Source organism: Nostoc sp. UHCC 0870, from assembly GCF_022063185.1.
Taxonomy (GTDB): Bacteria; Cyanobacteriota; Cyanobacteriia; order Cyanobacteriales; family Nostocaceae; genus Trichormus.
Genome location: NZ_CP091913.1, coordinates 5,105,885 through 5,131,889, shown reverse-complemented (window position 1 = coordinate 5,131,889; position 26,005 = coordinate 5,105,885). Strand labels below are relative to the sequence as shown.

The 26,005-nt window shown below is 42.4% G+C and carries 22 protein-coding genes; 13 read left to right on the top strand and 9 right to left on the bottom strand.

The genetic code is table 11. The features are described from left to right. Positions 1-64 precede the first annotated feature (64 nt). Entirely contained in the window at positions 65-934 is an 870-nt protein-coding gene (locus L6494_RS21670; RefSeq protein WP_237989820.1) for a metal ABC transporter permease, read from the bottom strand. Positions 935-1,125: 191 nt separating this feature from the next. Between L6494_RS21670 and L6494_RS21665 the strand changes: the two genes are divergently transcribed. Then, positions 1,126-1,431, top strand: coding sequence for an ArsR/SmtB family transcription factor (locus L6494_RS21665; protein ID WP_330911089.1), 306 nt, complete (start codon positions 1,126-1,128; stop codon positions 1,429-1,431). A gap of 127 nt (positions 1,432-1,558) precedes the next feature. Here L6494_RS21665 and L6494_RS21660 read toward each other — a convergent pair whose 3' ends face one another. Next, on the bottom strand, positions 1,559-2,329 hold the full coding sequence (locus L6494_RS21660) for a metal ABC transporter ATP-binding protein (protein ID WP_237989818.1): 771 nt from the start codon (positions 2,327-2,329) through the stop codon (positions 1,559-1,561). A gap of 103 nt (positions 2,330-2,432) precedes the next feature. Further along, positions 2,433-3,446, bottom strand: coding sequence for a metal ABC transporter substrate-binding protein (locus tag L6494_RS21655; RefSeq protein ID WP_237989817.1), 1,014 nt, complete (start codon positions 3,444-3,446; stop codon positions 2,433-2,435). Between the two features lie 406 nt (positions 3,447-3,852). Between L6494_RS21655 and L6494_RS21650 the strand changes: the two genes are divergently transcribed. Then, positions 3,853-5,448 carry an iron uptake porin gene (locus L6494_RS21650; RefSeq protein WP_237989816.1) on the top strand — a complete coding sequence of 532 codons (1,596 nt, stop codon included), beginning with the start codon at positions 3,853-3,855 and terminating at the stop codon, positions 5,446-5,448. A 49-nt stretch (positions 5,449-5,497) separates the two neighbouring features. Here the strand turns inward: L6494_RS21650 and L6494_RS21645 are convergent, their stop codons facing one another. Beyond that, on the bottom strand, positions 5,498-6,325 hold the full coding sequence (locus L6494_RS21645; RefSeq protein ID WP_237996203.1) for a carbohydrate ABC transporter permease: 828 nt from the start codon (positions 6,323-6,325) through the stop codon (positions 5,498-5,500). A 288-nt stretch (positions 6,326-6,613) separates the two neighbouring features. On the opposite strand from L6494_RS21645, the gene L6494_RS21640 reads away from it, so the two are divergent. The 5 genes from L6494_RS21640 to folE all read left to right on the top strand — a co-directional run bounded on the left by L6494_RS21640 (position 6,614) and on the right by folE (position 11,716). After that, positions 6,614-7,309, top strand: coding sequence for an aldehyde oxygenase (deformylating) (locus tag L6494_RS21640; RefSeq protein WP_237989815.1), 696 nt, complete (start codon positions 6,614-6,616; stop codon positions 7,307-7,309). Between the two features lie 323 nt (positions 7,310-7,632). After that, complete coding sequence (locus L6494_RS21635) at positions 7,633-8,652, top strand: long-chain acyl-[acyl-carrier-protein] reductase (RefSeq protein ID WP_237989814.1); 1,020 nt, start codon at positions 7,633-7,635, stop codon at positions 8,650-8,652. Positions 8,653-8,814: 162 nt separating this feature from the next. Next, entirely contained in the window at positions 8,815-9,795 is a 981-nt protein-coding gene (locus L6494_RS21625; RefSeq protein WP_237989812.1) for an acetyl-CoA carboxylase carboxyltransferase subunit alpha, read from the top strand. A gap of 362 nt (positions 9,796-10,157) precedes the next feature. Beyond that, positions 10,158-10,883 (top strand): SDR family oxidoreductase, encoded by a 726-nt coding sequence (locus tag L6494_RS21620; protein WP_237989811.1) that lies wholly within the window; start codon positions 10,158-10,160, stop codon positions 10,881-10,883. A 125-nt stretch (positions 10,884-11,008) separates the two neighbouring features. Further along, complete coding sequence (gene folE, locus L6494_RS21615; RefSeq protein ID WP_237989810.1) at positions 11,009-11,716, top strand: GTP cyclohydrolase I FolE; 708 nt, start codon at positions 11,009-11,011, stop codon at positions 11,714-11,716. A gap of 113 nt (positions 11,717-11,829) precedes the next feature. On the opposite strand, the gene L6494_RS21610 is transcribed toward folE, so the two are convergent. Beyond that, positions 11,830-12,462: a phosphoribosylanthranilate isomerase gene (locus L6494_RS21610; RefSeq protein ID WP_237989809.1), complete on the bottom strand. Its 633-nt coding sequence runs from the start codon at positions 12,460-12,462 to the stop codon at positions 11,830-11,832. 152 nt (positions 12,463-12,614) lie between these two features. Between L6494_RS21610 and psaK (L6494_RS21605) the strand changes: the two genes are divergently transcribed. From psaK (L6494_RS21605) to L6494_RS21595, 3 genes are all read left to right on the top strand, one after another. Further along, a complete protein-coding gene (psaK, locus tag L6494_RS21605) occupies positions 12,615-12,869 on the top strand; it encodes a photosystem I reaction center subunit PsaK (protein WP_237989808.1) in 255 nt (84 codons plus the stop codon). Between the two features lie 488 nt (positions 12,870-13,357). Further along, positions 13,358-13,636 (top strand): photosystem I reaction center subunit PsaK, encoded by a 279-nt coding sequence (gene psaK / locus L6494_RS21600; protein ID WP_190709856.1) that lies wholly within the window; start codon positions 13,358-13,360, stop codon positions 13,634-13,636. A gap of 231 nt (positions 13,637-13,867) precedes the next feature. Beyond that, entirely contained in the window at positions 13,868-15,064 is a 1,197-nt protein-coding gene (locus L6494_RS21595) for a site-2 protease family protein (RefSeq protein WP_237989807.1), read from the top strand. A 5-nt stretch (positions 15,065-15,069) separates the two neighbouring features. On the opposite strand, the gene ribBA is transcribed toward L6494_RS21595, so the two are convergent. Next, positions 15,070-16,722, bottom strand: coding sequence for a bifunctional 3,4-dihydroxy-2-butanone-4-phosphate synthase/GTP cyclohydrolase II (gene ribBA / locus L6494_RS21590; RefSeq protein ID WP_237989806.1), 1,653 nt, complete (start codon positions 16,720-16,722; stop codon positions 15,070-15,072). A 438-nt stretch (positions 16,723-17,160) separates the two neighbouring features. On the opposite strand from ribBA, the gene argC reads away from it, so the two are divergent. Continuing rightward, the gene (argC, locus tag L6494_RS21585) at positions 17,161-18,219 is read left to right on the top strand and encodes an N-acetyl-gamma-glutamyl-phosphate reductase (protein WP_237989805.1); all 1,059 of its coding nucleotides are present in this window, start codon (positions 17,161-17,163) and stop codon (positions 18,217-18,219) included. Positions 18,220-18,306: 87 nt separating this feature from the next. Here argC and eno read toward each other — a convergent pair whose 3' ends face one another. Next, on the bottom strand, positions 18,307-19,599 hold the full coding sequence (eno, locus tag L6494_RS21580; protein WP_237989804.1) for a phosphopyruvate hydratase: 1,293 nt from the start codon (positions 19,597-19,599) through the stop codon (positions 18,307-18,309). A 401-nt stretch (positions 19,600-20,000) separates the two neighbouring features. Here eno and gloA point away from each other — a divergent pair, with 401 nt between their 5' ends. Both gloA and clpB read left to right on the top strand, forming a co-directional pair. Next, on the top strand, positions 20,001-20,435 hold the full coding sequence (gloA, locus tag L6494_RS21575; protein ID WP_237989803.1) for a lactoylglutathione lyase: 435 nt from the start codon (positions 20,001-20,003) through the stop codon (positions 20,433-20,435). A gap of 358 nt (positions 20,436-20,793) precedes the next feature. Further along, entirely contained in the window at positions 20,794-23,460 is a 2,667-nt protein-coding gene (gene clpB / locus L6494_RS21570) for an ATP-dependent chaperone ClpB (protein WP_237989802.1), read from the top strand. Positions 23,461-23,648: 188 nt separating this feature from the next. Here clpB and L6494_RS21565 read toward each other — a convergent pair whose 3' ends face one another. Together L6494_RS21565 and L6494_RS21560 are read right to left on the bottom strand one after the other, a co-directional pair. After that, the gene (locus L6494_RS21565) at positions 23,649-24,821 is read right to left on the bottom strand and encodes a glycosyltransferase family 4 protein (RefSeq protein WP_237989801.1); all 1,173 of its coding nucleotides are present in this window, start codon (positions 24,819-24,821) and stop codon (positions 23,649-23,651) included. Then, a complete protein-coding gene (locus L6494_RS21560; protein ID WP_237989800.1) occupies positions 24,818-25,885 on the bottom strand; it encodes a glycosyltransferase in 1,068 nt (355 codons plus the stop codon). The genes L6494_RS21565 and L6494_RS21560 overlap by 4 nt, the downstream gene beginning before the upstream one ends. Positions 25,886-26,005 lie beyond the last annotated feature (120 nt).

Here is a 26,005-nt window from a genome sequence, read left to right as displayed (position 1 = left end):
TTGAGCCACGATTAATCATCTTAGCAAACTTAAAATGATGTGACAAGAGGTTGCAGAAAAAAAATTATGCTGATTTCCAGCGCAATTTTACCCACGTGAACACAGCCACAAACAAAAGAAACTGAACCAGCACGATACTAGGGCCGGAGGCTAAGTTAAAAGCACCGGAAACAATAATCCCCACTAGGCTACTAGTAGCACCAACTATTGTTGATAAGACGAGAAAGTTGCTGAAGTGGTGACTCATTAATTTAGCTGTAGAAGCAGGAATCACTAAAAAGGCGTTCACCAATAAAACACCTACAGCTTTAATTGCGACAGCTACAGCCAGTGCCAGCAACACCACAAACCCATAGCGGTACAATTGGACGGGGACACCTTGAACTTTTGCCACATCTAAATTTAGCGTCAACAAAATTTGCTGTGGTAGGGTTGATAGTAAAAATATGCTGCTAGCTACCAGTACCAGCATTGTTAAAATCAAGTCTGTAGCATCAATCGCCAAAATATCGCCAAATAACACGCTCATTAAGTTACCGCGATAACCTTGAATGAGATTCGTCAAAATCACGCCGATCGCTAATGCTCCCGAAAGCACTATACTGAGTACGCTATCACTAGCTAAATCGGTCTGATCAATCAAGTAAAGAACAATCACCCCAAACACTAGGGTAAAAGGTAGCAGCATCCAAGTGGGGTTAATCTGTAGTAGCACACCCAATACCACACCTACCAATGCTGCATGACCAACAGCATGGCTAAAAAATGATAACTGGCGCAAGGTAACAAAACTGCCGAGCAAACCCCCAAGTATGCCCATGAGAATAGCACCTGCGATCGCACGCTGCATAAATGGGAATTGCAACAAATCGATCAAATCACTGCTACTGGCTACAGCTAACCAGTCGAGATTGTAATTATAAATTAGATACACAATATTATTTATTACAACTTTTAAAGTTATAAATAAAGTATATATTTGTTTGTGTTTACATAATCGGGCGAAAAATTGTAATATATAAATATAAATTTAAATACTTTTTTAATAAAAAAATAGATTCTACAATCCAAATGCTGCAATCAAATACCAAATACTCTCTGATAGATAGTAACGTTGTCCCATCTATGCCACATGAGTTACTCGCAATAGAAAAAGCTCAACGTATGGCAGATTTTTTTAGTTTTTTGGGAGATGCTAATCGCCTCAGAATTCTCTCGTTTTTATCCAATAAAGAGCTTTGTGTGAGTGATTTAGCTACTTTGTTAGAAATGAGTGAATCGGCTGTTTCTCATCAGCTACGCAACTTACGAGCCATGCGTTTAGTGACGTATCGTAAACAAGGACGCAATGTATTTTATAGTCTTCATGACAATCATATCTTTCATCTTTATCACGCTGTAGCTGAACATTTAGATGAAAAGGATGAATAATTCGTAATCAAGGGGTTTAAATCCCCGTTACAACACGTAATTACGTAAAGCCTGCGGCATAGCTGCGCTTAGGGCGGAGCGGGGCGTTAGCCCATTACGAATTACGAATTACGAATTACGAATTGATTTAATGGTGATGTTGGTAGCGGCTAAAACCTGGGCCGTAGGTAGCTAAGAGATTTTGGGGTGAGAGAGCAATTTCTGGTTGTCCGGTACAGACAACGGTTTGGTTAAGACAAAGGACGCGATCGCAATGGCGGTTTACCATATCAATATCATGGGAAACTTGCAAAACCGTCCAATTTTCCTCTTGCTTCAATTCATTCAGCAACGCATAAAAATCTGCTGCACCTTGCATATCAATTCCAGCAAAGGCTTCATCGAGTACCAATAGTTTCCTAGGGATAACTAAACAGTAAGCTAGCAAAACTCGCTTTAATTGACCACCACTCAGTGTCCCAATAGCTTGATTCTGCAAGTGATAAGCATCTGTTCTCCTTAAAGCTTCGGCTACTGCTACAGATTTTTCCCTGGGTTCACTTCGTAGTTTAGAGAAAAATGAATAGTTATTTCTACCTGTGGCTACCCATCCTAAACCTACTAACTCTTTGACCGAAATAGGAAAGCTGCGATCAAAGACAAAATTTTGCGGCATATAGCCTAAAAGATGGCGTAAATGCCCTAATCTAGTTATAGAAAGACCAAAAATTTCAATCTTTCCAGCACTGCGGGGAATCAAATCTAACACTGCTTTGACTAATGTACTTTTACCCGCACCATTTGGCCCAACTATAGCTGTGTCAGTTCCCGGTATTAACTCAAAGGAAACATCCCTTACCGCTAAATAATTACCTTGATATACAGTTAATCCCTCAACTTTGAGAACAGGGGATGTCACGTCGCTTCACTCCGAATTCAAATTACAAAATATTTTAGATTTTAGTAGGAGCGGGTTCACAGATATCCTCAATATATTCACGATGATTCTGGTAAACCCGCCCCTACTTACAGGCTGTTTCTATGGTTTGTAAGTTAGCTTTCATCGCTTGGAAATAATACTGCGGGTTTTTTTCGCCAGTTTCTAAAGGATTTAATGAACCCAAGGTTAACTTCAGGTCTTGGGAAAGACTAGTAAGTAATTTGTTGTCTACTCCTGGTTCACTAAATAAAGCTTTTACGTTGTAACTTTTCACCGCTTTGATAGTATTTTGTATATCTACTGGAGAAAGTTGATCTTCAGGAATTTGCACTACTGCTACTTGTTTGAGGTTATAACGTTGAGCTAGGTAGGGATAAGCATCATGAAAGGTGACAAAGGTGCAGTTAGGAGTTTTTTGTAATCTCTGCTGAAATTCCGTATTTAGATTTGCTAATTGTTGAATGTAAGCACTAGCATTAGCCTCATAGGTAGCTTTATTCCCTGGGTCAGCTGCAATTAAGCCATCGCGAATATTTGTTACCTGCTGTTTTACCAACACTGGATCTAACCAAACGTGAGGATTACCCTCAGCATGATCATGAGCATGGTTATGGTCGTGGCCTTTTTTACCTTTTGTGGCTTTCACCACGGGTGAGATTTCATTCAAGGGTTTAATTCCCGCACTAGCATCAATTTGCTTCAATTGAGAATTTTGGGCATTTTTGATGGTATTTTCCAGAAATACCTCTAATCCCAACCCATTTTTGACTAAAACATCTGCTGTAGCGATCGCTTTGACATTATCTGGTGTTGCTTGGTAATCATGTACTTCCGTCCCTGGAGATATTAATATACCTACCTCTGCTGCATCTCCAGCTACAGCCTTTGTAAATAAATACATCGGTAAAAATGTTGTGACAACCTTGATTTTTGGTGACTGCGCTACAGGCGTAGACGCAGCTTCCTTCGCCTGTGGTGACTGTTGAGCAGATGTCTCTTCAATCTGGTTGGATGAGTTACAACCAACTGTAACTGACAACATTAGCAAGGTGATAAAGGACAGGATGCCTTTTCTTGTTATACTCTCTTTTCTCATAGTATTTCCCCTCCGCAACCATGCTGACGCTGCTGCGATAGCCAAAGGCTTAAGCTTCGCTTATCGCCTACGGCGGGGCGCAGCCCATCGCAATTTAAGTATGGATTTTGAGAATTGAATTATAATAATAATTCTCATTCTCATTTTTAGGATAACATGAATCTGCGTAAGTAATCACGACAATGTTATGTCCTAGTACATCTAAGTAGAAGTTAAACACGAAGCTTAACCTTTACATAACTCCTACTTAAATTAAGAAATTTATGAATTCTTGATTTTTACTGTTACAAAATTTGCTAAGTACTGCTAATATCTTGTCAATCCGTTTTCAGTAGCTCTGCGATCGTCAATGCTTGGTATTGGTGTTATCAAGTAATTATTAAGAATATTTAAGTGTGAGGACAAAATGCCGAAAATGTGGAAGTATTTACTAGCTAGTCCAGTCCTTTGCAGCATGGTGCTATGTTCTGCTACTGCTGCATTCGCAGGGGAAATATCTACCCCAGCAGAAATTAATGAATCATCAAGCACCACAACACCAGTTGTTAAAGCTGATAACTCTTCTCAAGACCAGGTAATGTCACAAGTTACCTCTGTGTCTCAATTATCAGACGTACAACCAACAGACTGGGCGTTCCAAGCATTGCAATCATTGGTAGAACGTTATGGTTGTATTGCAGGTTATCCTAATGGGACATATCGTGGCAATCGCGCCATGACACGGTATGAGTTCGCCGCAGGTGTAAACGCTTGTCTTGACCGAGTTAACGAATTAATTGCGACCGCCACCGGTGATTTAGTCACCAAAGAAGATTTAGCTACCCTGCAAAAACTGCAAGAAGATTTTTCCGCAGAACTAGCGACACTCAGAGGACGAGTAGACGCATTAGAAGCACGTACATCTGAATTAGAAGCCAATCAGTTCTCCACCACAACCAAACTGCAAGGACAAGTTGTCGCTGTAGTGAGTGATGTATTGTCAGGCGATCGCGTTAATAATACGGACATTACAGACAAGAATACCACTCTGGCATACAGAGCGCGTCTTGAACTTGTCACTAGCTTCACTGGCAAAGATACTCTATTTACCAGAATTGAAGCTAATAATATTACCAACCCTAATATTAATACTCCAGAGGGCAACCTATTTTTTGCTAGTGCTGACCCCAGTTCAAACGCTAACATAGGTACATTATGGTACGGATTCCCCGCCACCAAGAATACTCAAGTGAAGCTGATTGCAGTCGGAGGTGCAGCAGATGACCTCACCAGCACAGTGAATCCTTTTGATGGTGATGGGGCTTTTGGTGCTTTATCAACTTTTGGTACACGTAACCCAATTTACGGTCAGATAGGTGGGACTGGTTTGGGTATCACCCATCAATTTAGTGATAGATTGGCTCTGAGTCTAGGGTATTTGAGTGGTACAGCTAATGACCCAGCACCCAAGAATGGTTTGTTTGATGGTGCTTATGGTGCATTGGCACAGCTAACAGTCAAACCAAGCGATCGCATCACTGTAGGCTTAACATACATTAATTCCTACAGACAGCCACTAACCACAGGTAGTAATGCTGCGACTTTCCAGACCTTGGGTGACGCATTTTCTAGCAACTCCTATGGTGTCCAAGCATCCCTCGGAATCACTGATAACATAATTTTGGGCGGTTGGGCTGGCTATACCAATAGTCGCACCTTGACAGGCCAGCGTGGCGATGTTGACATTTGGAACTATGCTGTGACTCTAGCCTTCCCTGACCTTGGCAAGAAAGGTAATTTAGGCGGTATCATCGCTGGTATGGAACCTAGAGTGACAAGTTCCAATATCGCGGCATTACCTGAAGATAGTGATACTTCCTTCCATCTTGAAGCATTCTATCAATACAAAGTCAGCGATAATATCACCATCACACCCGGTGTTATCTGGCTAACAGCACCAGACCATAACGATAACAACGATAGCGTGGTGATTGGTGCGCTGAGAACCACATTTAGTTTCTAATTTTTCAAATTTCCCTAAAAAGACGCAAAGCTGTTCTTTGCGTCTTTTTTTAATTTTTAATTCCTGTTGTAGCAATACCTCTGATAAACTGACGCTGACCAATTAGAAACAGCAACATCACCGGAACAGTGGCAATGGTCACAGCCGCCATCATCAAAGGCCAATTATTGGTGAACTGTTCCTGAAATTCAGCCAATGCTAGCTGCACCGTTCTTAATTCTGGTCGCGTTGTAAATACCAGTGGCTTAAATAAATCATTCCATTCACCGATAAATGTAAATAGAAACAGCGTCACTAAGGCCGGACGTGCTAAAGGTAACATGACTTGCCACAGAACTTGTAGTCTATTCGCCCCGTCGATAGTTGCAGCTTCTTCTAACTCTACGGGAATTGTCTGGAAATATTGACGTAAGAGAAAAATGCCAAAACCGTTGACCGCAGTTGGTAAAATTAATGCCCCATAGGTATTTATCAGGTGTCCCCACTTCAAAACCAAAAAGATAGGAATCACCAATAACTGAAAGGGAATGACTAAAGTGGCTAAGACGACTAGCAATAATGCTTGTCTACCGCGAAACTTCAACCTGGCCAACGCATAACCCGCCAACGCCGAAGTTACAATTTGAAATGCCGTCACTGCGATCGCTACCAAGGTAGAATTAGCAAATGCCAATAAAAACTGACCTCGTTGCCACGCATCGCGGTAATTAGCGAAAGACCAATTATTTTTGGGCAAAAGTTCTATGTTTGCTCCTGGAGGTGCAAAAGATGTGAGAAAAACCACAAATAGTGGTGATAGGACAATCACCGCACCTAGTATTAGTCCTCCTAGGCTCAAAAAATTGGCAAATTTCAGACTCCAGTTTGGTTTAGACATGAGTTTAGGGGTGTAGGGGTGTATGGGTGTAGGGGTGTAAGGGTGTAGAGGAGATTTTAGCCCAATGCCCAATTCTCATTTTCAACTAATAACTGCACCAAATTTAGGTAATACTAGCCACGACCTATTGAATTGGTTAAATTGATATAACTATCACACCCTACAAAAGCTAATCTATAACATAGTGATTTGTTAAGTAAAATTAAACAACAGTGAAGATTGCCCGAAATTTATAGGGTAGATTAAATTCTGGTATTAAATGATTCAGTTTACAGGAGTGAACATACTATGCAGCAGGTTGCAACCGATTTAGAACTTGATTTCAAGAGCGAGAAATATAAAGATGCCTATAGTCGCATTAATGCGATCGTGATTGAAGGTGAACAAGAAGCTTATGAGAATTACATCACACTAGCTGAACTCCTACCAGAACACAAAGATGATCTGATTCGCCTCTCCAAAATGGAAAATCGCCACAAAAAAGGCTTTGAAGCTTGTGGAAAGAATCTGCAAGTAGAGGCAGATATGCAATTCGCTAAAGAATTTTTTGCCGGGTTGCATGGCAATTTCCAAGTAGCAGCCGCAGAAGGTAAAGTGGTTACTTGCTTGTTAATTCAATCTTTGATCATTGAATGTTTTGCGATCGCAGCATACAACATCTATATCCCCGTAGCCGATGATTTCGCTCGCAAAATCACCGAAGGAGTCGTCAAAGATGAATATAGTCACCTCAAGTTTGGCGAAGTTTGGCTACAAGAACATTTTACTGAATCGAAGGCAGAATTAGAAGCAGCCAATCGCCAAAACCTGCCCATAGTTTGGAAAATGCTAAACCAAGTAGAAGTAGATGCTGCAACTCTCGCTATGGAAAAAGATGCCCTAGTGGAAGATTTTATGATTCAGTATGGAGAAGCCCTAAGCAATATAGGCTTCACTACCAGAGATATCATGCGCTTATCAGCCTACGGACTCGCATCTGTTTAATGAGTGCTGAGTGGTGAGTGCTGAGTGCTGAGTGGTGTTAGCGGAGCGGGGCGTTAGCCCGTGCTGTTAGCGGTAGCGCGGCGTTTAGTCGGTGCTGAGTGCAACACAAAAAGTCTGTCAAGAAAGCCTTTTCTCTACTAAGTCAACTAAACCCCTATTTAAAAGGACTTTCTACATAAAAACTCATTACTCATTACTCATTACTCAGCACTCATTACTCAGCACTCACAAATCAGCACTTTGTATAGTATTTTTAAGAGTTAGGTATCTCTTACCCACCGAATCCACGCTTTTGACAAGGCACGCGCCTAATATATCACTACATGTTTGGTCTAATTGGACATCTGACAAGTTTAGAACACGCTCAGGCGGTAGCTCAAGAATTGGGATACCCGGAATACGCCGATCAAGGGCTAGATTTTTGGTGTAGCGCACCACCCCAGATTGTCGATCACATTAAAGTTACTAGTATTACTGGTGAGACAATTGAAGGGCAGTATGTAGAGTCTTGCTTTTTACCGGAGATGCTGGCAAACCGCCGGATAAAAGCAGCAACACGGAAAATACTGAATGCAATGGCTCATGCTCAAAAGCATGGTATTGATATTACTGCTTTGGGCGGTTTCTCTTCAATTATTTTTGAAAATTTTAACTTGGAGCAGTTTAGCCAAGTCCGTAATATCAAGCTAGAGTTTGAACGCTTCACTACAGGCAATACTCACACAGCCTACATTATTTGCCGCCAGGTAGAAGCGGCATCCCAACAAATAGGAATTGACCTTTCCCAAGCCACAGTAGCGATATGTGGGGCTACAGGTGATATTGGCAGTGCAGTGACTCGGTGGCTGGATGCTAAAACTGATGTTAAGGAATTGTTACTGATAGCGCGTAACCAAGAACGTCTCCAGGAATTGCAAGCCGAATTGGGACGGGGAAAAATCATGGTTTTGGATGAAGCCTTACCCCAAGCTGATATTGTCGTTTGGGTGGCTAGTATGCCTAAAGGGGTGGAAATTGACCCCAAAACTTTGAAGCAACCTTGTCTGTTAATTGATGGTGGCTATCCCAAAAATTTAGGAACGAAAATTCAGCATCCTGGCGTGTATGTTTTGAATGGTGGCATCGTTGAACATTCTTTAGATATTGACTGGAAGATTATGAAAATAGTCAATATGGAAGTACCAGCACGCCAGTTATTTGCTTGTTTTGCTGAATCAATGCTGCTGGAATTTGAGAAGTTGTACACGAACTTTTCTTGGGGGCGCAATCAGATTACCGTAGACAAAATGGAGCAGATTGGTCGAGCTTCAGTCAAACATGGGTTTAGACCACTGCTGGTTTAATGACTAGGGGCTAGGGACTGGGGACTAGGGACTAGGGACTGGGGGAATAGAAGAAAAGATGATTCCCAATGTCCAATCCCCAATCCCCAATACCCAATGCCCAATCCCCAGTCCCCAATACCCAGTCCCCGATACCCAATCCCTAATACCCAATCCCTAACTATGGCTACTACCGAGCGCAAACCGCTACTGTTGGATTTTGAAAAACCGTTAGCTGAACTAGCAAACCGGATTGACCAAATTCGGCAACTTGCAGAGGAAAATGGTGTTGATGTTTCTGGTGAAATTCGCAAACTAGAAGCACGCGCTACCCAACTGCGGGAGGAGATTTTTAGTACCCTATCTCCAGCCCAACGCTTGCAAGTCGCTCGTCATCCCCGTCGCCCCAGTACCTTAGATTACATTCAAGCTATTACTGATGAATGGATGGAGTTGCATGGCGATCGCTCTGGTGGTGATGATCCGGCTCTAATTGGCGGTGTGGCTCGTTTGGGTGGGCAACCTGTGGTGATGTTGGGTCATCAAAAAGGACGCGACACTAAAGATAATATCGCCCGCAATTTTGGCATGGCAACCCCTGGCGGTTATCGCAAGGCGATGCGCTTAATGGAACACGCCAATAAGTTTAGTATGCCAATTTTGACCTTTATCGATACGCCGGGAGCTTTACCCACGGTGGTAGCAGAACGCCAAGGCGCAGGGGAAGCGATCGCCTACAATCTGCGGGAAATGTTCTCTCTGGATGTCCCCATTATCTGTACAGTCATCGGTGAAGGTGGCTCTGGTGGAGCTTTAGGTATTGGTGTAGGCGATCGCCTATTAATGTTTGAACACGCCGTCTACACCGTAGCTACCCCCGAAGCCTGCGCGGCGATTTTGTGGAAAGATGCTAGCAAAGCTCCTCAGGCCGCCGTAGCCTTGAAAATTGTCTCCCACGACCTGAAAAATTTGGGTATCATTGACCAAATTTTGACTGAACCCATTGGTGGCGCACACACCGAGCCTCTTCAAGCTGCTACTACCCTTAAACAAGCATTACTAGATAATTTGGAAGAGCTAAATCGTTTAACATCCCCAGAAAGACGACAACTACGCTATGAAAAATTCCGCAAAATTGGCGTTTTTACGGAAGTTGCTCATTAACAAGCGTTAGAAAATGACTCAATGACACCGTAGCAGTGCTATAATGCCTGTGGCTCTTAACGATTTTTAACAATCTTATTAGCCATAGGCATTTGTATGTATATCTGACAAATCAACTCTCTGGGAGTAGATTGGACAGTATTCATTAATTAGCTTTAATTACATGACCTGAGTTTACAGGTTATTATTTGTCGTCCTTTGCGGGGAAACGCTTAATTAGGACACTAATAATAACAAACAATAGTAGCATTTTTCAAGGAAAATTATCGGAATTTAAGATTAAATTAATCTATTTATTCCGAAATATTTTCATAATTGAGTGGCAAGGGCTTGCAAAACTGCCAAAAAATTTGGGAGACAGCATGAGTTTTGAGCAGAAACGACGCGCTCTAATTACAGGGGCGAGTAGTGGAATTGGGAAAGCAACAGCATTAGCTTTTACAAAAGTGGGCATAGATGTGGCTTTAGTGAGCCGTTCTCTCGATAAGTTGGAGGCTGTAGCAGCAGCAACACAACAGACTGGAGCAACAGCAAAAGTCTATGCTGTTGACCTAGCGGAAGTATCGCAAGTAGAAGCAAAAATGCAAGCGATCGCCCTGGATTTCGGAGATATAGATATTTTGGTCAACAATGCGGGGATAGGGTACACAGCGACCTTAAGTGACACCCCTCTTGCAGACTGGCAACAAGTGATCGACTTGAACCTGACCAGCGTATTTCAGTGTATTCAAGGAATTTTGCCAGGAATGAGAGTTAGACACACAGGGACAATCATCAATGTAGCCTCCATTGCTGCCAAACAAGCCTTTCCTAATTGGGGTGCGTATTGTGTGAGTAAAGCTGGCTTACTAGCTCTTTCTCAAACTCTCGCACAAGAAGAACGCGCCTATGGTATTCGTGTTACTACTATTTGCCCTGGTTCTGTGAACACCCCACTGTGGGATACAGAAACCGTTGATGCTGACTTTGACCGTTCCCAAATGCTCACCCCAGAAATTGTGGCTCAATCAATCCTCCATACAGCTTTATTACCACCACAGGCAGTCATTGAAGAATTAATTCTCATGCCCAGTGGTGGCGCACTTTAACAGTTAACAGTTAACAGTTAACAGTTATCAGTTAACAGTTATCAGTCTGTCATTGATAACAGTTAACTGATCGCTGATCACTGATTTCATCACTCACCATTAAACCATAACCAAGTATTCACATCATGACTATTGCTAGTTCCAACGGTTCTAATCGTTCTCAATCGCCACTAATTCCTGACTTAGCAGAAGCCATCAACACCAGACCAGACCGCAATACCCACGATGGGCGAACACCAGAGTTGCATCCACCTTCTGAGGAAGATATGGAGCAAATGAAGGATGCGGTGAGAGCAATATTAGTAGGCGTTGGCGAAGACCCCGAACGGGAAGGCTTGCTGAAAACACCCAAGCGCGTAGCAGAAGCGATGCGATTTCTGACTAGTGGCTACAACCAATCTTTAGAAGAACTCATCAACGGAGCAGTCTTTGATGAAGGGCATAACGAGATGGTATTAGTCCGGGATATTAACTTTTTCAGCCTCTGCGAACATCATATGTTGCCTTTTATGGGTAGAGCGCACGTGGCTTACATCCCTAACCAAAAGGTTGTGGGATTGAGTAAGTTAGCCCGTATTGTCGAGATGTATTCTCGTCGTTTGCAAGTTCAAGAAAGGTTAACTCGCCAAATCGCTGAAGCAGTCCAAACCATCTTAGAACCGCAGGGAGTAGCAGTAGTCATGGAAGCTAGTCATATGTGCATGGTGATGCGGGGTGTGCAGAAACCCGGTTCTTGGACAGTTACTAGTGCAATGGTTGGTGTATTCCAAGAGGAACAAAAAACCCGTGAAGAATTCTTTAACTTGATTCGTCATCAACCAGCATTCTTTTAGGGAATGGGAAATAGGGAATAGGGAATTGGGTAATTCAAGACGTGGATTTGGGCTTGATGATTTTGGATTAGGAATTCCCCAATCCCAAGTCCCCAGTCCCCAATCCCCAATCCCTACTCCCTACTCCCCAATTTCTGAAACAGTAATGCTACCTTATCTAAGTCTTTATCGCCGGGTTTAATTTCTACACCGCTAGATAAATCAATACCGTCTGGTTGAAGCTGACTCAATGCTTCTAGAATGTTATCTGGGCTAAGTCCACCAGCCAGTAACCAAGGACAACTGGGGCGAAATTGTTGTAACATCTGCCAGTCTAAAGTTTGACCTGTGCCACCCAACTGCTGAGGGTGATAGGCATCAAGTAATAAAGTATCTATGTATGGGGTGTAAATAATCGCTTCCTGCAAATGCTCTATATTGCGGATTCTGAGAGCTTTAATAATTTCTACTTGGGGTAAAGCTTGACGTAGGTGAAAGCAAAATTCAGGGGATTCGTCACCATGTAACTGTACACCAGTTAACTCAGAACTGGAAACAATCTGACTAATTTCGGCAATACTGGCATTAGCGAAAACGCCAATTTTGTCAATAGTTTTTGGTAAGTGTGCCACCGCAGCTTGAATTTGCGTTGTGGTGACATAGCGAGGCGAAGTATTTATACAAATAAATCCTAGCGCAGTTGCACCCAAAGAGGCGATCGCTATTGACTGTTGTGGTTGAGTGATACCGCAGATTTTTATACGCATAGAAATTTTAAATACAGCAAACTTAAAAACCGAATTTTGGTTGATGAATTTCGGTTGTGTCCTAACTAACTCTATAATTTTCTAGGTCTAGATTAACTTTGACCAAACTTAGTGCTAAGTGCTGAGTATAACTTTTCATAGGAGACACAACCTTGATTACATCTACCTTATTAGCAGCTGCTGCATCTGTACCAGTCACCCCTGAATGGAATCCCACTGTAGGAATTATCATTAGTGTTAGCAGTGTAATAGTTGTTTTGCTCACCCTCAGAATTCAAAAGCCCCAAGTCGGCCCCAAATTTCCTGGACTACCCTTAAGTATCCCCGCATTTGTTGGTGCTATGGCTTTTGGTCATGTTATCGGTATTGGTATTGTCTTAGGATTGACTAACATTGGTCGTCTATAGGTTTGGATACCAGTAATACGTTATAGCGGTTCTCGCTTTAGTGAGGTACAACAACCCCACCCCCAACCCCCTCCCCGCAAGCAAGGAGGGGGCTATGATATACATCTCACCAAGTCCAAAACTTGCAATACTAACTTCTGTTCTTTCTCCAGCCATGAGACTTGAGACTTGAGACATGAGTGCAGCCTATTTTTGAGTAACAAACTCGACTGAAGAGATATTGTTGAACCTTTCTATTGAGGGAGGTTTATCTAACTTCTGTTAGTGGAGTATTAACTGGGCTATTAACTCATAACCAGGACTTACGCACAGAGGTTATTTGTGAAGAAGGGGTGTAAGGGTATGAGGGTGTAGGGGTGTAAGGGTTTTGAACACCTACACCCCCACACCCCTATACCCCTATACCCTCGCCCAAACCCTTGATTCTTCGTATCACTGCGTAAGTCCTAATAACTTCAAGAAATTCTACTCATGCAGGAGAAAGAACTATGTTTCCATTAACACTGTTAGCAGTGCAAGTTACTGTTCCTAACACTGGTACAACCTGGAACTGGACTGGAACACCGATTATTATTGGTAGTTGTTTATTAGTGCTTTTAATTGCTGGGTGGTCAATTCGCTATCCCCATGTTGGCCCCAAAATGCCTTTACCTTTCCCATCTTTGTTTAATAATCCTAGTGTTGCTACATTCTTGGCAGCCATGAGCTTTGGTCATATCATTGGTGTTGCGGCTGTTTTGGGATTGACTAATATCGGTGTGATTTAAGTCAGTAATGAGTAATGAGTAATGAATAAATCCCATTACTCATTACTTAAAGACAGTTGAAGTCGGGGAATTAAACCCCATTCGCTATTTCGGGATAAATTTATATTTTTTTATTTTTTAAACGCTTAAGTCAGTTTGATTGTCTATTCTAGAATCTAGGGCGGATCAAGCAGCGATCGCTTATTTGGTTGTGTCTGCCAACAACACATAACAAATTTATATATTAAAGTAATGCAAACAAATTGGAAAATCGGGTCTTTATTTGGCATTCCCTTATTTTTAGACCCTCTGTGGTTTGTAATTTTGGGGTTAGCTACTCTGAATTTTGGTGTAGCTTACCAAGAATTGGGAACTGTCACAGCCTGGACTGCGGGAATTATCATGGCGTTGCTGCTGTTTGCTTCCGTGTTAATGCACGAATTAGGTCATAGTTTAGCAGCGCGATCGCAAGGCATTAAAGTTAATTCTATTACCCTATTTATGTTTGGTGGGATTGCGGCGATTGAAGAGGAATCTAAAACGCCGGGTAAAGCCTTTCAGGTAGCCATTGCGGGGCCTTTGGTGAGTATTGGGTTGTTTTTTCTCCTCCGATTAGGAGGTAATGTTGTGCCTGATACTAGCCCAATCAGTATGATGGTGGGTGATTTGGCGAGAATTAACTTGGTTGTTGCCTTGTTTAACTTGATACCTGGTTTGCCTTTAGATGGTGGTCAAGTATTAAAAGCTGCACTGTGGCAAATTACCGGAAACCGCTTCCAAGCTGTACATTGGGCAGCTAGAGCGGGACAAATTTTAGGTTATAGTGCGATCGCCTTGGGATTTGTTGTAGATTTCTTGACTAGAGAGTTAGTCACCGGTTTATGGATTGCGTTGTTAGGTTGGTTTGCTGTGCGTAACGCCAACACCTACGACCGCATGACCACATTACAAGAAACCTTACTGAAAATAACAGCCGCCGAGGCGATGACTCGGAACTTTCGGGTTATTGATGCTGACCAAACTTTACGTTCCTTTGCTGATGCGTATTTATTGGAAGCCACAGCACCAGAGGTTTATTTTGCTGCTTCTGATGGACGTTACCGGGGAATGGTCGCCATTGAGGATTTGCGCTTGGTAGAGAGAAGCCAATGGGAAACCGAAACTCTGCATAGTATTGTCCATCCTCTGACCGAAATACCCACGGTTACTGAGTCAACTTCTATGGCTGAGGTAATCAACAAGCTAGAAAATGAGAACTTAGCGCGTGTGACTGTCCTCACCCCTGCGGGTGCTGTGGGTGGGGTAATTGACCGGGGAGATATTGTACAGACTTTGGCACAAAAGTTAGGCTTACAGATTACTGATGCGGAAATTAAGCGCATTAAGGAAGACGGTAGTTATCCGCCGGGGTTGCAGTTAGGGGGAATTGCTAAGTCTACTGTAAGTTAAGAGTGTCAATCATGCTTTCTTGTAAAACTATAAATTTGCTGAGTCTCTAAACGATCGCCTACCACAGATGGTAATTCCTCATTGGAAATTATCTGTCGGTCTAGCTGGACTTGCAAGTTACTCAAGGGGTCACTACCGGAAGAAATCAAAAATTCTAGTTTCTGGACATAAGGTAAAGTCGCTAAGTTATCCAGAATCGGCAAAATAGCCGCCAGGTATGGATGACCAGCTTGCTGATACCAATCACAATCTGCTACTTTTGCTTGGTCAAAACCTAAGTGTACTGTTAACGATGGCTCATCAAACAAAGCGATCGCTAATGGACGAGCTTCTTCCTGTAACAATAAATCATAGTCTTTAGCTAAATGGCGCAGTTTCTCTAGGCGTTCGTAGCGTTTTGTCACCAATTGCGGGTCATCTTGCCAATGAATTGCCACTGTGACTAAATAGGTCTGTAACAGCATATGACCCAGCTTCTTGGCTTTAGTTGCTAGGTAATAGGAATTGTAGTCATTACTTTCAATTAACAATGGCACGCGATCGACCACTTCCAACCCATAACCTTTAACCCCCGCAATCTTCCGAGGATTATTAGTAATTAGGCGAATCTTTTTTATCCCCAAATCCATGAGCATTTGCGCCCCCATCCCGTAGTCCCGCAGGTCGGCGGGGAATCCTAAACGCTCGTTGGCTTCGACGGTATCCAGTCCCATATCTTGCAAGGAGTAGGCTTTGAGCTTATTAATCAAGCCAATACCCCGTCCTTCTTGGCGGAGGTAAACCACCACACCTTGACCCGCAGTTTCAATCATTTTCAGTGCGGCTTGTAACTGCATCCGACAATCGCAGCGCAAAGAACCCAAAGCATCACCGGTGAGACATTCTGAGTGCATCCGCACCATCACCGCCTCATCTCGAAAGTTAGCGGGGTCGCCTTTAACAATGGCAACGTGTTCTGTATTATCTAGGGTGTGGCGATAGGCGTAAATGTCAAACTGACCGAATTGACTAGGTAGCCTAGTTACCACTTCCCGATATACCAGGCGATCGTGTTTGAGGCGATAACTAATTAAATCGGCAATACTAATAATTTTCAGATTGTGGTGTTTTGCATACTCAATTAACTGGTGTAACCGCGCCATTGAACCATTAGGGTTTTGAATTTCACAAATTACCCCGGCTGGATATAGTCCTGCTAATCGAGATAAATCCACAGCCGCTTCCGTGTGTCCGGCGCGTTTGAGGACACCACCAGTTCTAGCCCGTAACGGGAAAATATGCCCAGGACGGCGTAAATCTGAAGGTTTTGTAGCTGGGTTGAGAGTTATCTGAATAGTGCGGGCGCGGTCATCGGCTGAAATCCCAGTAGATACGCCTAAATGGGGACTTGCATCAATGCTAACAGTGAAAGCCGTTTGGTTAGGATCTGTGATGTTCGTCACCATCAATGGTAAATCTAGTTCATCCAGGCGATCGCCTGTCATTGCCAAACAGATCAACCCTCTAGCTTCCACTGCCATAAAATTGATCATGTCAGGCGTAGCAAATTGCGCCGCACAAATCAAATCGCCTTCATTTTCTCGATTTTCGTCATCTACCACGACAATGGCACGACCAGCCTTGAGGTCTGTCAAGGCAGCATCAATAGAATCAAACATAAAAAGGGAGTTGGGAATAGGTAGTAGGGAGTGTAGTGTGGGTGTAGAAGTCTAGCTTACTTCTCCTAGAGTTATGGTAGGGAAGAAATCAGGGGTGAGGTTTAAGATTAAATTGCACAGGGAGTTAATTAGTAATCGTAATTTTTTTTAATAATTTCTTATTGTAGATTGTAGCTCTTTTGTGAAACAGAGATATAGACTAGCAATGTTTCGTTGACATCAGGAATTTTCTACTGTCTTGAAAAAGGGAGTAGGGAATAGGGCTAATTTCCTGTCACCTGTCACCTGTCACCTGTCCCCTACTATCACAAGTCATCAATACCATTAAAATTGGGCTTTAGTGCTGGTGTTCTGTGGCGTTTTGTCAGTTTCGCCTCTGGTAGCTAGTAGTTGATAGATAACGACAGATTAACCAAAAGCGGATGAGGATTTGAGATCATGGGTAATTTTAGACGCGTACCCGTTGGGATTGTTGGCGCGTCAGGCTATGGCGGAGTGCAACTAGTACGGTTACTAATGGAGCATCCAGAAGTCGAACTAGTTTATTTAGGTGAAGAGAACAGTACAGGTAAGCCTTTTACATCTGTTTATCCCCATCTGGTTAATGCAGTGAAATTGCCAATTGAGGCAATAGACCCAGAAATCATTGCCAGACGTTGTGAGGTAATATTTCTTTCATTGCCGAATGGTCTAGCTTGCCAAATTACACCTACATTACTAGAAACAGGATGTAAGGTACTGGATCTGAGTGCAGATTATAGATTTAGAAATTTGGCAACCTATACCAGTTGGTATGGCAATAACAGAAGCGACCAGACTACAGCAGCTAATGCAGTGTATGGATTACCCGAACTTTACCGCGATCGCATTGCTGATGCTCAACTAGTCGGCTGTCCTGGGGCTTATCCTACAGCCAGTCTGTTAGCACTTATACCACTCTTCAAACAAGGCTTAATTGTCCCCGAAACCGCAATTATTGATGCTAAATCTGGTGCATCAAGTGGCGGTAGACAAGCCAAAACTCACTTATTATTAGCGGAAGCCGATAATTCCCTAGCTGCTTATAGCGTTGCCCGTCACCGCCATACTCCAGAAATCGAGCAAATTTGTAGTGAACTGGCAGGACATGAAGTCACGGTACAGTTTACCCCCCATCTTGTGCCGATGGTGCGGGGAATTTTAGCAACAGTCTACGCCTCACTCCGCGATCCTGGTCTTGTAGGAGATGATTTAACTACAATTTATACAGCTTTTTACCGTAATTCCCCTTGGGTAAAAATTTGTGAAACTGGGATATATCCTCATACCAAATGGGCAAGCGGCAGCAATATTTGTTATATGGGTCTAGAAGTTGACCCGCGAACTGGCCGAGTGATTGTGATGTCAGCTATAGACAACTTAATCAAAGGACAGGCGGGTCAAGCAATTCAGTGTCTCAACATCATGATGGGTTGGGACGAGACATTGGGGTTGCCCAAGTTGGGGTTTTATCCTTAGTCAGTGCTGAGTGTATGAGTGCTGAGTGCTGAGTGCTGAGTTGAAAAATTACTCATTACTCATTACTCATTACTCATTACTCAGGACTCACTTTGGCCCTAAACCTACAGCACCAGCATAAACTGCGCGATCGCCTAATTCATCTTCAATACGGAGTAAACGGTTGTATTTAGCTACCCGTTCACTACGACACAGAGAACCAGTTTTGATTTGTCCTGCACGGGTGGCGACGGCTAAATCAGCAATTGTGGTGTCTTCGGTTTCACCAGAACGATGGCTAATTACTGACCGGAAACCGTTCCGAGTTGCCAAGTCAATTGTTTCCAAAGTCTCAGTTAGAGAACCAATTTGGTTGAGTTTAATCAAAATGGAGTTACCGGCTTTTTCTTGAATACCTTTTTGTAACCGAGTGGCGTTAGTTACAAACAAGTCATCCCCAACCAATTGCACCTTTGAACCAATCTTTTGGGTGAGTAATTGCCAACTCTGCCAATCTTCCTCATGTAAACCATCTTCAATGGAGACGATCGGGTATTGGTCAACCAACTGCGCTAAATAATCAATAAACTCTGTAGGTGCGTGAGGCTTACCATCATAGACATACTGCCCATTCTTGTAAAACTCACTAGCAGCCACATCCAAGGCTAAAGCCACTTGTTCCCCTGGCTTGTAACCAGCCTTCTCAATAGCAGCCACCAGCAATTCCAAAGCTACTTGATTAGATTCTAGGTTAGGCGCAAAACCACCTTCATCACCGACACCAGTCAGTAAACCCTTATCATGCAGCACTTCGCTGAGGGTAGCAAACACCTCCGCACCCCAACGCAACGCTTCCCGGAACGAAGATGCACCGATGGGGACAATCATAAACTCTTGAAAGTCTACGTTATTAGAAGCGTGCGCCCCACCATTAATGACGTTCATCAAAGGCACAGGTAGCAAATTCGCCAAAGGATTACCCAAATAGCGGTAAAGAGGAATCCCCAAAGATTCCGCCCCAGCTTTTGCAGTCGCCAGGGAAACTGCCAAAATCGCATTTGCTCCCAGGTTAGATTTATTCGCCGAACCATCCTGAGCAATCATTGTCCGGTCTATCAGTTCTTGGTCGAGGGCATCCAAGCCAATTAACTCCGGGGAAAGTATCTCATTGACGTTGTGTACTGCCTTGAGTACCCCTTTACCGCCGTAACGGCTTTTATCCTTATCTCGTAGTTCATGGGCTTCAAATGTGCCTGTAGAAGCACCACTAGGAACTTGTGCTAGTCCAATAGCACCACTTAGCAAATGTACTTCTGCTTCTATTGTTGGTCTACCCCGTGAGTCAAGAATTTCGCGGGCGACAATTGCCTCAATAGAAGTATCTACAATGTTACTACTCATTAGTTTTTGCTCCTTCTTACCGTTGATCACACAAAATCTATTAGCTCAACCCAATCGCTAGCATATGCTCTGAGGCGAACTATCGGCTGAGATTAAATGAAGATTTCCAAAGATGAGGTAAATCGATGTTGAATAGACGGACTTTGGATTTTGGATTATTTACTGGTCAATAGTCAAGTCGCTGCGCTCCGAATTCAAAATTCAAAATGACGCTCGTGGACTCGCTCTAAGCGAAGCTATGCCGAAGGCTTTACGCTGCGCTAACAAAATTCAAAATTAAGAAAGGTCTTGGAATATGAGTTACGCTCTCCCTTGTATTCCCAATCCCCAATCCCCAGTCCCCAGTCCCCAATCACTCTGTAAAATGTTGGCAGGTGAACACACTCACAGAAAAGGTCTATATGCGCTTACTACATACAATGTTACGGGTCGGCAATCTTGAAGAGTCTTTGAAATTCTACTGTGATGTCTTGGGGATGAAGTTACTGCGGCGGAAAGATTATCCCAGTGGGGAATTTACTCTGGCGTTTATTGGTTATGGCGACGAAAGTGACACAGCAGTCATAGAACTAACCTACAACTGGGGCGTAGACAAGTACGAATTAGGCAATGCTTACGGTCATATTGCCCTTGGGGTAGATGATATCTATGGAACTTGTGAAGCGATTAAAAATCTTGGCGGTAAAGTAGTGAGAGAACCGGGGCCAATGAAACACGGTTCTACAGTGATTGCTTTTGTGGAAGATCCAGACGGATACAAAATAGAACTAATTCAACTAGGTACTCAAGGCTCAACAGTGAAACAGGAATCAACAGAACAACTTGTAACTCAGTAATTTACAGATTGGGGACTGGGGACTCAGAAGTAATTCTCCCTTATCCCCTTATCCCCCATCCCTCTGTCAAACTAAATATTTTCCCGAACACTATTATCTAAACTCACCTCATCTCGGTGTTTTCGTTTTAAATTAGGGAATAGGTAGTCGGTAAAACCATAACTTAGTTGCTATATCCCTGACTACCACAAAATAAATACGCGGATACACGCTGAAAATATTTGAACTACTGATTAGGGAGTAGAAATTGGAAAAAGTCCTGCGTAACAATACTAACCTCTAGACTCTTCTTTCCTGATCACGCAATTTTTACCTTAAAACTACAAACGCTGAAAGTTTCACATTCAAAATCTTAAAGATGCAGCCTACAGATCCTAATAAATTTACTGATAAAGCCTGGGAAGCCATTGTTAAATCTCAGGATATAGTTCGTGGATATCAACAACAGCAATTAGATGTTGAACATTTAATTATTGCCCTATTAGAAGAACCAACTAGTTTAGCGATTAAGATTTTAGCTCGTGCGGAAATAGATCCAGTTCGTTTGCAGCAACAATTAGAAGCTTTTACTCAACGTCAAACTAAAGTAGGTAAAAGTGATCAGCTTTATCTGGGACGCAGCTTAGACACTCTGCTAGATAAGGCTGAAGAAATTAGAACGGGGATGAAAGATGGGTTTATCTCTGTAGAACATATTCTGTTAGCCTTTGCCGATGATGAACGTGTTGGTAAGCGTGTACTCAAAGGTTTTAATGCAGACAATAGCAAAATAGAAGCGAGTATTAAAGCAGTGCGCGGTAGTCAAAAAGTGACAGATCAAAATCCAGAGTCTCGCTATGAAGCTCTGCAAAAATTTGGTAGAGATTTAACAGAACAGGCAAAATCTGGAAAACTCGACCCGGTAATTGGGCGCGATGATGAAATACGCCGGGTGATTCAGGTGTTGTCTCGCCGGAGTAAGAATAACCCTGTGTTAATTGGTGAACCAGGGGTGGGTAAGACTGCGATCGCAGAAGCTCTGGCACAGCGTATCATCAATGGTGATGTCCCGGAATCTCTGAAAAACCGTCAACTCATCTCTTTAGATATTGGTAGTTTGATTGCTGGGGCTAAATATCGGGGTGAATTTGAAGACCGTCTCAAAGCTGTTCTCCGGGAAGTTACGGAATCTAACGGTCAAATTGTTTTATTTATTGATGAATTGCATACTGTTGTCGGTACTGGTTCTAATCAAGCCGGGGCGATGGATGCAGGTAATTTGCTCAAACCCATGCTGGCGCGGGGAGAACTGCGGTGTATTGGGGCGACTACCCTTGATGAATACCGCAAGTTTATTGAGAAAGATGCAGCCCTAGAACGCCGTTTTCAGCAGGTATATGTTGATCAGCCCAGTGTGGAAAATACTATCTCCATTCTGCGGGGGTTGAAGGAACGCTACGAAGTCCACCACAACGTGAAAATCTCAGACTCGGCATTGGTGGCGGCGGCGACTTTATCAGCACGTTACATTGCTGACCGCTTCTTACCAGATAAAGCTATTGATTTGGTGGATGAAGCCGCAGCGCAATTAAAAATGGAGATTACCTCCAAACCATCAGAACTAGAAACCATTGACCGCCGCTTGATGCAGCTAGAAATGGAAAAGCTATCTCTAGCTGGGGAAGAGAAAGTCCCAGCCCAAACTAGGGAGCTTTTGGAACGAATTGAGTTAGAAATTGCTAATTTAACAGGAAAGCAGCAGAATTTAACTAATCAATGGCAAGGTGAAAAGCAGGTTTTAGAAGCCATCAGTGCTTTAAAGAAAGAAGAAGACGCTTTAAGAGTGCAAATCGAGCAAGCCGAACGCGCCTATGATTTGAATAAAGCTGCTCAATTGAAGTATGGCAAATTGGAGGGAGTACAGCGCGATCGCGAGGAGAAAGAAGCGAAGCTGTTAGAATTACAAAGCCAAGGTTCTACTCTCCTGCGCGAACAAGTCACCGAAGCCGACATCGCCGAAATCGTCGCCAAGTGGACAGGTATCCCGGTCAATCGTCTGCTGGAATCAGAACGGCAAAAATTACTGCAACTAGAAAGCCACTTACATCAACGCGTCATCGGTCAACAGGAAGCAGTGGAAGCCGTTTCCGCCGCCATTCGTCGCGCCCGTGCGGGGATGAAAGACCCCAACCGCCCCATCGGTTCATTCTTGTTCATGGGGCCGACTGGTGTCGGTAAAACCGAACTCGCCCGCGCTTTAGCCCAGTTTCTCTTTGACTCAGATGATGCTTTGGTGCGCCTAGATATGTCTGAGTATATGGAAAAACACTCAGTCTCCCGGTTAGTTGGTGCGCCTCCAGGTTACGTAGGCTACGAAGAAGGTGGTCAACTTTCGGAATCTGTTCGCCGTCATCCTTATTCGGTGGTGCTATTGGATGAAGTAGAGAAGGCACACCCCGATGTGTTTAATATTTTGCTCCAGGTGTTGGATGACGGTAGGATTACTGATTCCCAAGGAAGAACAGTAGATTTTCGCAACACAGTTATTGTAATGACCAGTAACATTGGTAGCGAACACATATTAGATGTGTCTGGTGATGACTCCAAGTATGAGACAATGCGGACGCGGGTAATGGAAGCTTTGCGATCGCACTTCCGCCCCGAATTTCTCAACCGCGTTGATGATACAATTCTCTTCCACACCCTCAGCCGTGAGGAAATGCAGTACATCATCCGTATTCAACTCAAGCGCGTGGAAAATCTGCTGCGAGAACAAAAAATCTCCTTTGAAATCTCCCCAGCCGCTTGTAGTTTATTAGTAGAGAAGGGTTATGACCCAGTTTACGGCGCACGTCCCCTGAAGCGATCGATTCAGCGAGAAATTGAAAACCCCATTGCTACCAAGTTATTGGAAAATACCTTTATCGCTGGAGATACAATTTACATTGATAAGGGTGAAGATGGTCTAACTTTTAGCAACAAAGCACCAGTTAAGGTGACAGTTTCATCATCTACTGTAAAGATGTTGGAATCAAAAGAGTTGTAGTATTCTTGTCAATTCTCGAAGAGAGGACTTTAACAAAATGTAGGGGTTTAAATCCCCGTTACAACACGTAATTGCGTTAGCGTAGCGGGGCGTAGCCCATTGCGAATTGCGAATTGCGAATTGCGAATTGCGAATTGGTTTAAACCTCTCTTCAAGAATACAAAACAGACAGCCTATCAAATTCCTTTTTAGAGTAGCTCTAAAATCAACTGTTTCGCTGTACGACCAGCAACTTCCCAGTTAAGACGATATAAATACTCATTAAATGACGACATAGCTAATTGTTCATATTCGTGGTAATGAGTCAAATATTTAACTATATAATGACAATATTCTTCTATTGCTGCATCGACTGCAAAAGTTTTCCCATTGATATCATCCCTAATTACAGTTGGTATCCCTGCTATATTCGTTGTTAAACAAGGAACACCAAAAGCATTTGCTTCTACTAAAACATGGGGATTAGTATCTGCTTTAGTAGGTAAAATCAGAAAGTGAGAATCACCAATCAACTTACACATCCGAGCTAAACCATCGGGTTGATTTTTGCTAATATATCCCAATGGTTTAACAAAACTTGGTAATGGTTCTTCAAAACTAGGTTGACAGCCTATAATTGTCAACTCTGTCTCTAAACCCATTTTATTTAATTGTTTAGCTACTGCTAGAGCAATATCACCACCCTTGCGTTGCCAATCAACCCCAGAGTAAATTAATTTACATATTTTTTCTCCCCTTGATTTAACTAATTCTGTAATATCTGCAAATGTTCTGGCTGGTTTTATTTCTATATTTGCACCTCTAGGAATCACATGAATTTTGGATTTATCTATTCCATATGTTTTAACTACCGTTTCAACTGCCCATTTCGAGGTAACTATAAGTAATTTGCATTTTTCCAATGCAGCTTTTTCCATTTTGTAAATATTACTTTTAGTCTCCTGACAAAGATTATTCATGTGAGGAAAAAAATTTATTAATTCTGTTAAAGTTGTATCTATCCACAGCACTATAGGCTGTTTACATTCTAGATAAGCAATGGGTATTGCTCCTTCAGGAGAAATAACAATATCAATATTTAAATGAGCTAATTTTTCAGCTACCTGATGGGCATAATTCTGACAGACAATTGGTTCAGCCCAACTATAATAATCTTTTTTAAATAAGTGGTGATAATATAGCCATTTACTTCTAGTTAACCAAGATTTTCTTTTCTGTAGAGGCCCTAGATAATTAATCAAAATATCTTGATTGGTTAATGTCTTGGCAATAGAATTACTAGCCCCATAGTTTCCGCCATTATATTTTGACCAACTAGCAGGATTTTGGACATCATAAGTAGTAACATAAGCAACTTTCATAAATTTCCCTTGATCTGATTTTTGATATTACAAATTTCTTCAAAGTATTGAATAGTTTTTTTGGCTAAATCTGACCATTCTAAATTATCTAAATTAGGTTGTAGCGATCGCTTTTCTTGAATAGCCCAATCTAACCCTGTAGCCAAAATTTCTGGAGTCAATTCTCTAGGGTACATCTTCACCCACTCTACCCCAACAACTTCTTGTAGTTCTGCCATTGATCCCTTATGAGGTACTAATATAGGAGCATCAAAAGATAACGCTAACAAAGCACTACCTGAATTCAAAATCTCTTGAAAAGGTAAAACTACTAAATCAGCAGCCTTAAAATATATCTGCAACTGTTCATCTGGGACAAAAGAGAAATGTAATTTTATCCTGGAACTATTGGCTTTTAAAGTTAATATATGATTACTTAGTTCAGGAACTTCAACTTTACCTGCTATCAGCAATATCCAATCTGTGGGGTCTAAATCTTGAAACACCTTTACTAAATGAGGAATATTTTTGTAGTAGTCGATATATCCCAGGAATAGTAGTAAATTACAATCAGAGGGAATATCTAAACTTGATCTAGCTGCTTCACGGCTAATTTTATTAGGGTAAACCTGTCTATAATGACCATGAAGAATGACTATATGAGAAATATTCTGTAAGCTAGGAATATTTTTTTCTGCTAATTGTTTAGCCACTTGACTATGACTAATACATCCATCCACCTGGTTAATAAAATTAGACTGAAACCAATTAGCTAGTTGAGGATGTAATAGAGAATGAGGAGAATTATCGTGAATAGTCCAAATAATTTTTGTCCCCCTAACCTTAGCCCAACTTATAGCCAACAACATTGTAATTGCTCGCAAAAGAGCCACAATTAAGTTAGGGTGACGCAATATAGTTTCAATTGGCCAATGCAGATGGAAGATGTCATATCTTTGGCATAGCAACTTTCTTACAGTAAATTCCTCAACTGTCACACCATGCTCAACCATATGTGAATACAACAGCCAGTTATAAGGGTTTTTATACTTGGTTTTAAATGCTGGCCAGGCAATAATTTTCATCAAAAATTACCTATACTAAATCAATGATTATTGATTGTGCGCTCTTTTCTCTACGAGACGCTTCGCAAACTGTCGGCTTTGCGATAAATTTTTTCTAGCTAATACCAGCTAGTAGTGAAA

Bases quoted from the DNA above. Each gene is read 5' to 3' on its own strand.
- L6494_RS21665 (WP_330911089.1), top strand. From the start codon at position 1,126: ATGCCACATGAGTTACTCGCAATAGAAAAAGCTCAACGTATGGCAGAT.
- L6494_RS21655 (WP_237989817.1), bottom strand. From the start codon at position 3,446: ATGAGAAAAGAGAGTATAACAAGAAAAGGCATCCTGTCCTTTATCACC.
- L6494_RS21650 (WP_237989816.1), top strand. From the start codon at position 3,853: ATGCCGAAAATGTGGAAGTATTTACTAGCTAGTCCAGTCCTTTGCAGC.
- L6494_RS21645 (WP_237996203.1), bottom strand. From the start codon at position 6,325: ATGTCTAAACCAAACTGGAGTCTGAAATTTGCCAATTTTTTGAGCCTA.
- L6494_RS21640 (WP_237989815.1), top strand. From the start codon at position 6,614: ATGCAGCAGGTTGCAACCGATTTAGAACTTGATTTCAAGAGCGAGAAA.
- L6494_RS21635 (WP_237989814.1), top strand. From the start codon at position 7,633: ATGTTTGGTCTAATTGGACATCTGACAAGTTTAGAACACGCTCAGGCG.
- L6494_RS21625 (WP_237989812.1), top strand. From the start codon at position 8,815: ATGGCTACTACCGAGCGCAAACCGCTACTGTTGGATTTTGAAAAACCG.
- L6494_RS21620 (WP_237989811.1), top strand. From the start codon at position 10,158: ATGAGTTTTGAGCAGAAACGACGCGCTCTAATTACAGGGGCGAGTAGT.
- folE (WP_237989810.1), top strand. From the start codon at position 11,009: ATGACTATTGCTAGTTCCAACGGTTCTAATCGTTCTCAATCGCCACTA.
- L6494_RS21610 (WP_237989809.1), bottom strand. From the start codon at position 12,462: ATGCGTATAAAAATCTGCGGTATCACTCAACCACAACAGTCAATAGCG.
- psaK (WP_190709856.1), top strand. From the start codon at position 13,358: ATGTTTCCATTAACACTGTTAGCAGTGCAAGTTACTGTTCCTAACACT.
- L6494_RS21595 (WP_237989807.1), top strand. From the start codon at position 13,868: ATGCAAACAAATTGGAAAATCGGGTCTTTATTTGGCATTCCCTTATTT.
- ribBA (WP_237989806.1), bottom strand. From the start codon at position 16,722: ATGTTTGATTCTATTGATGCTGCCTTGACAGACCTCAAGGCTGGTCGT.
- argC (WP_237989805.1), top strand. From the start codon at position 17,161: ATGGGTAATTTTAGACGCGTACCCGTTGGGATTGTTGGCGCGTCAGGC.
- eno (WP_237989804.1), bottom strand. From the start codon at position 19,599: ATGAGTAGTAACATTGTAGATACTTCTATTGAGGCAATTGTCGCCCGC.
- gloA (WP_237989803.1), top strand. From the start codon at position 20,001: ATGCGCTTACTACATACAATGTTACGGGTCGGCAATCTTGAAGAGTCT.
- clpB (WP_237989802.1), top strand. From the start codon at position 20,794: ATGCAGCCTACAGATCCTAATAAATTTACTGATAAAGCCTGGGAAGCC.
- L6494_RS21565 (WP_237989801.1), bottom strand. From the start codon at position 24,821: ATGAAAGTTGCTTATGTTACTACTTATGATGTCCAAAATCCTGCTAGT.
- L6494_RS21560 (WP_237989800.1), bottom strand. From the start codon at position 25,885: ATGAAAATTATTGCCTGGCCAGCATTTAAAACCAAGTATAAAAACCCT.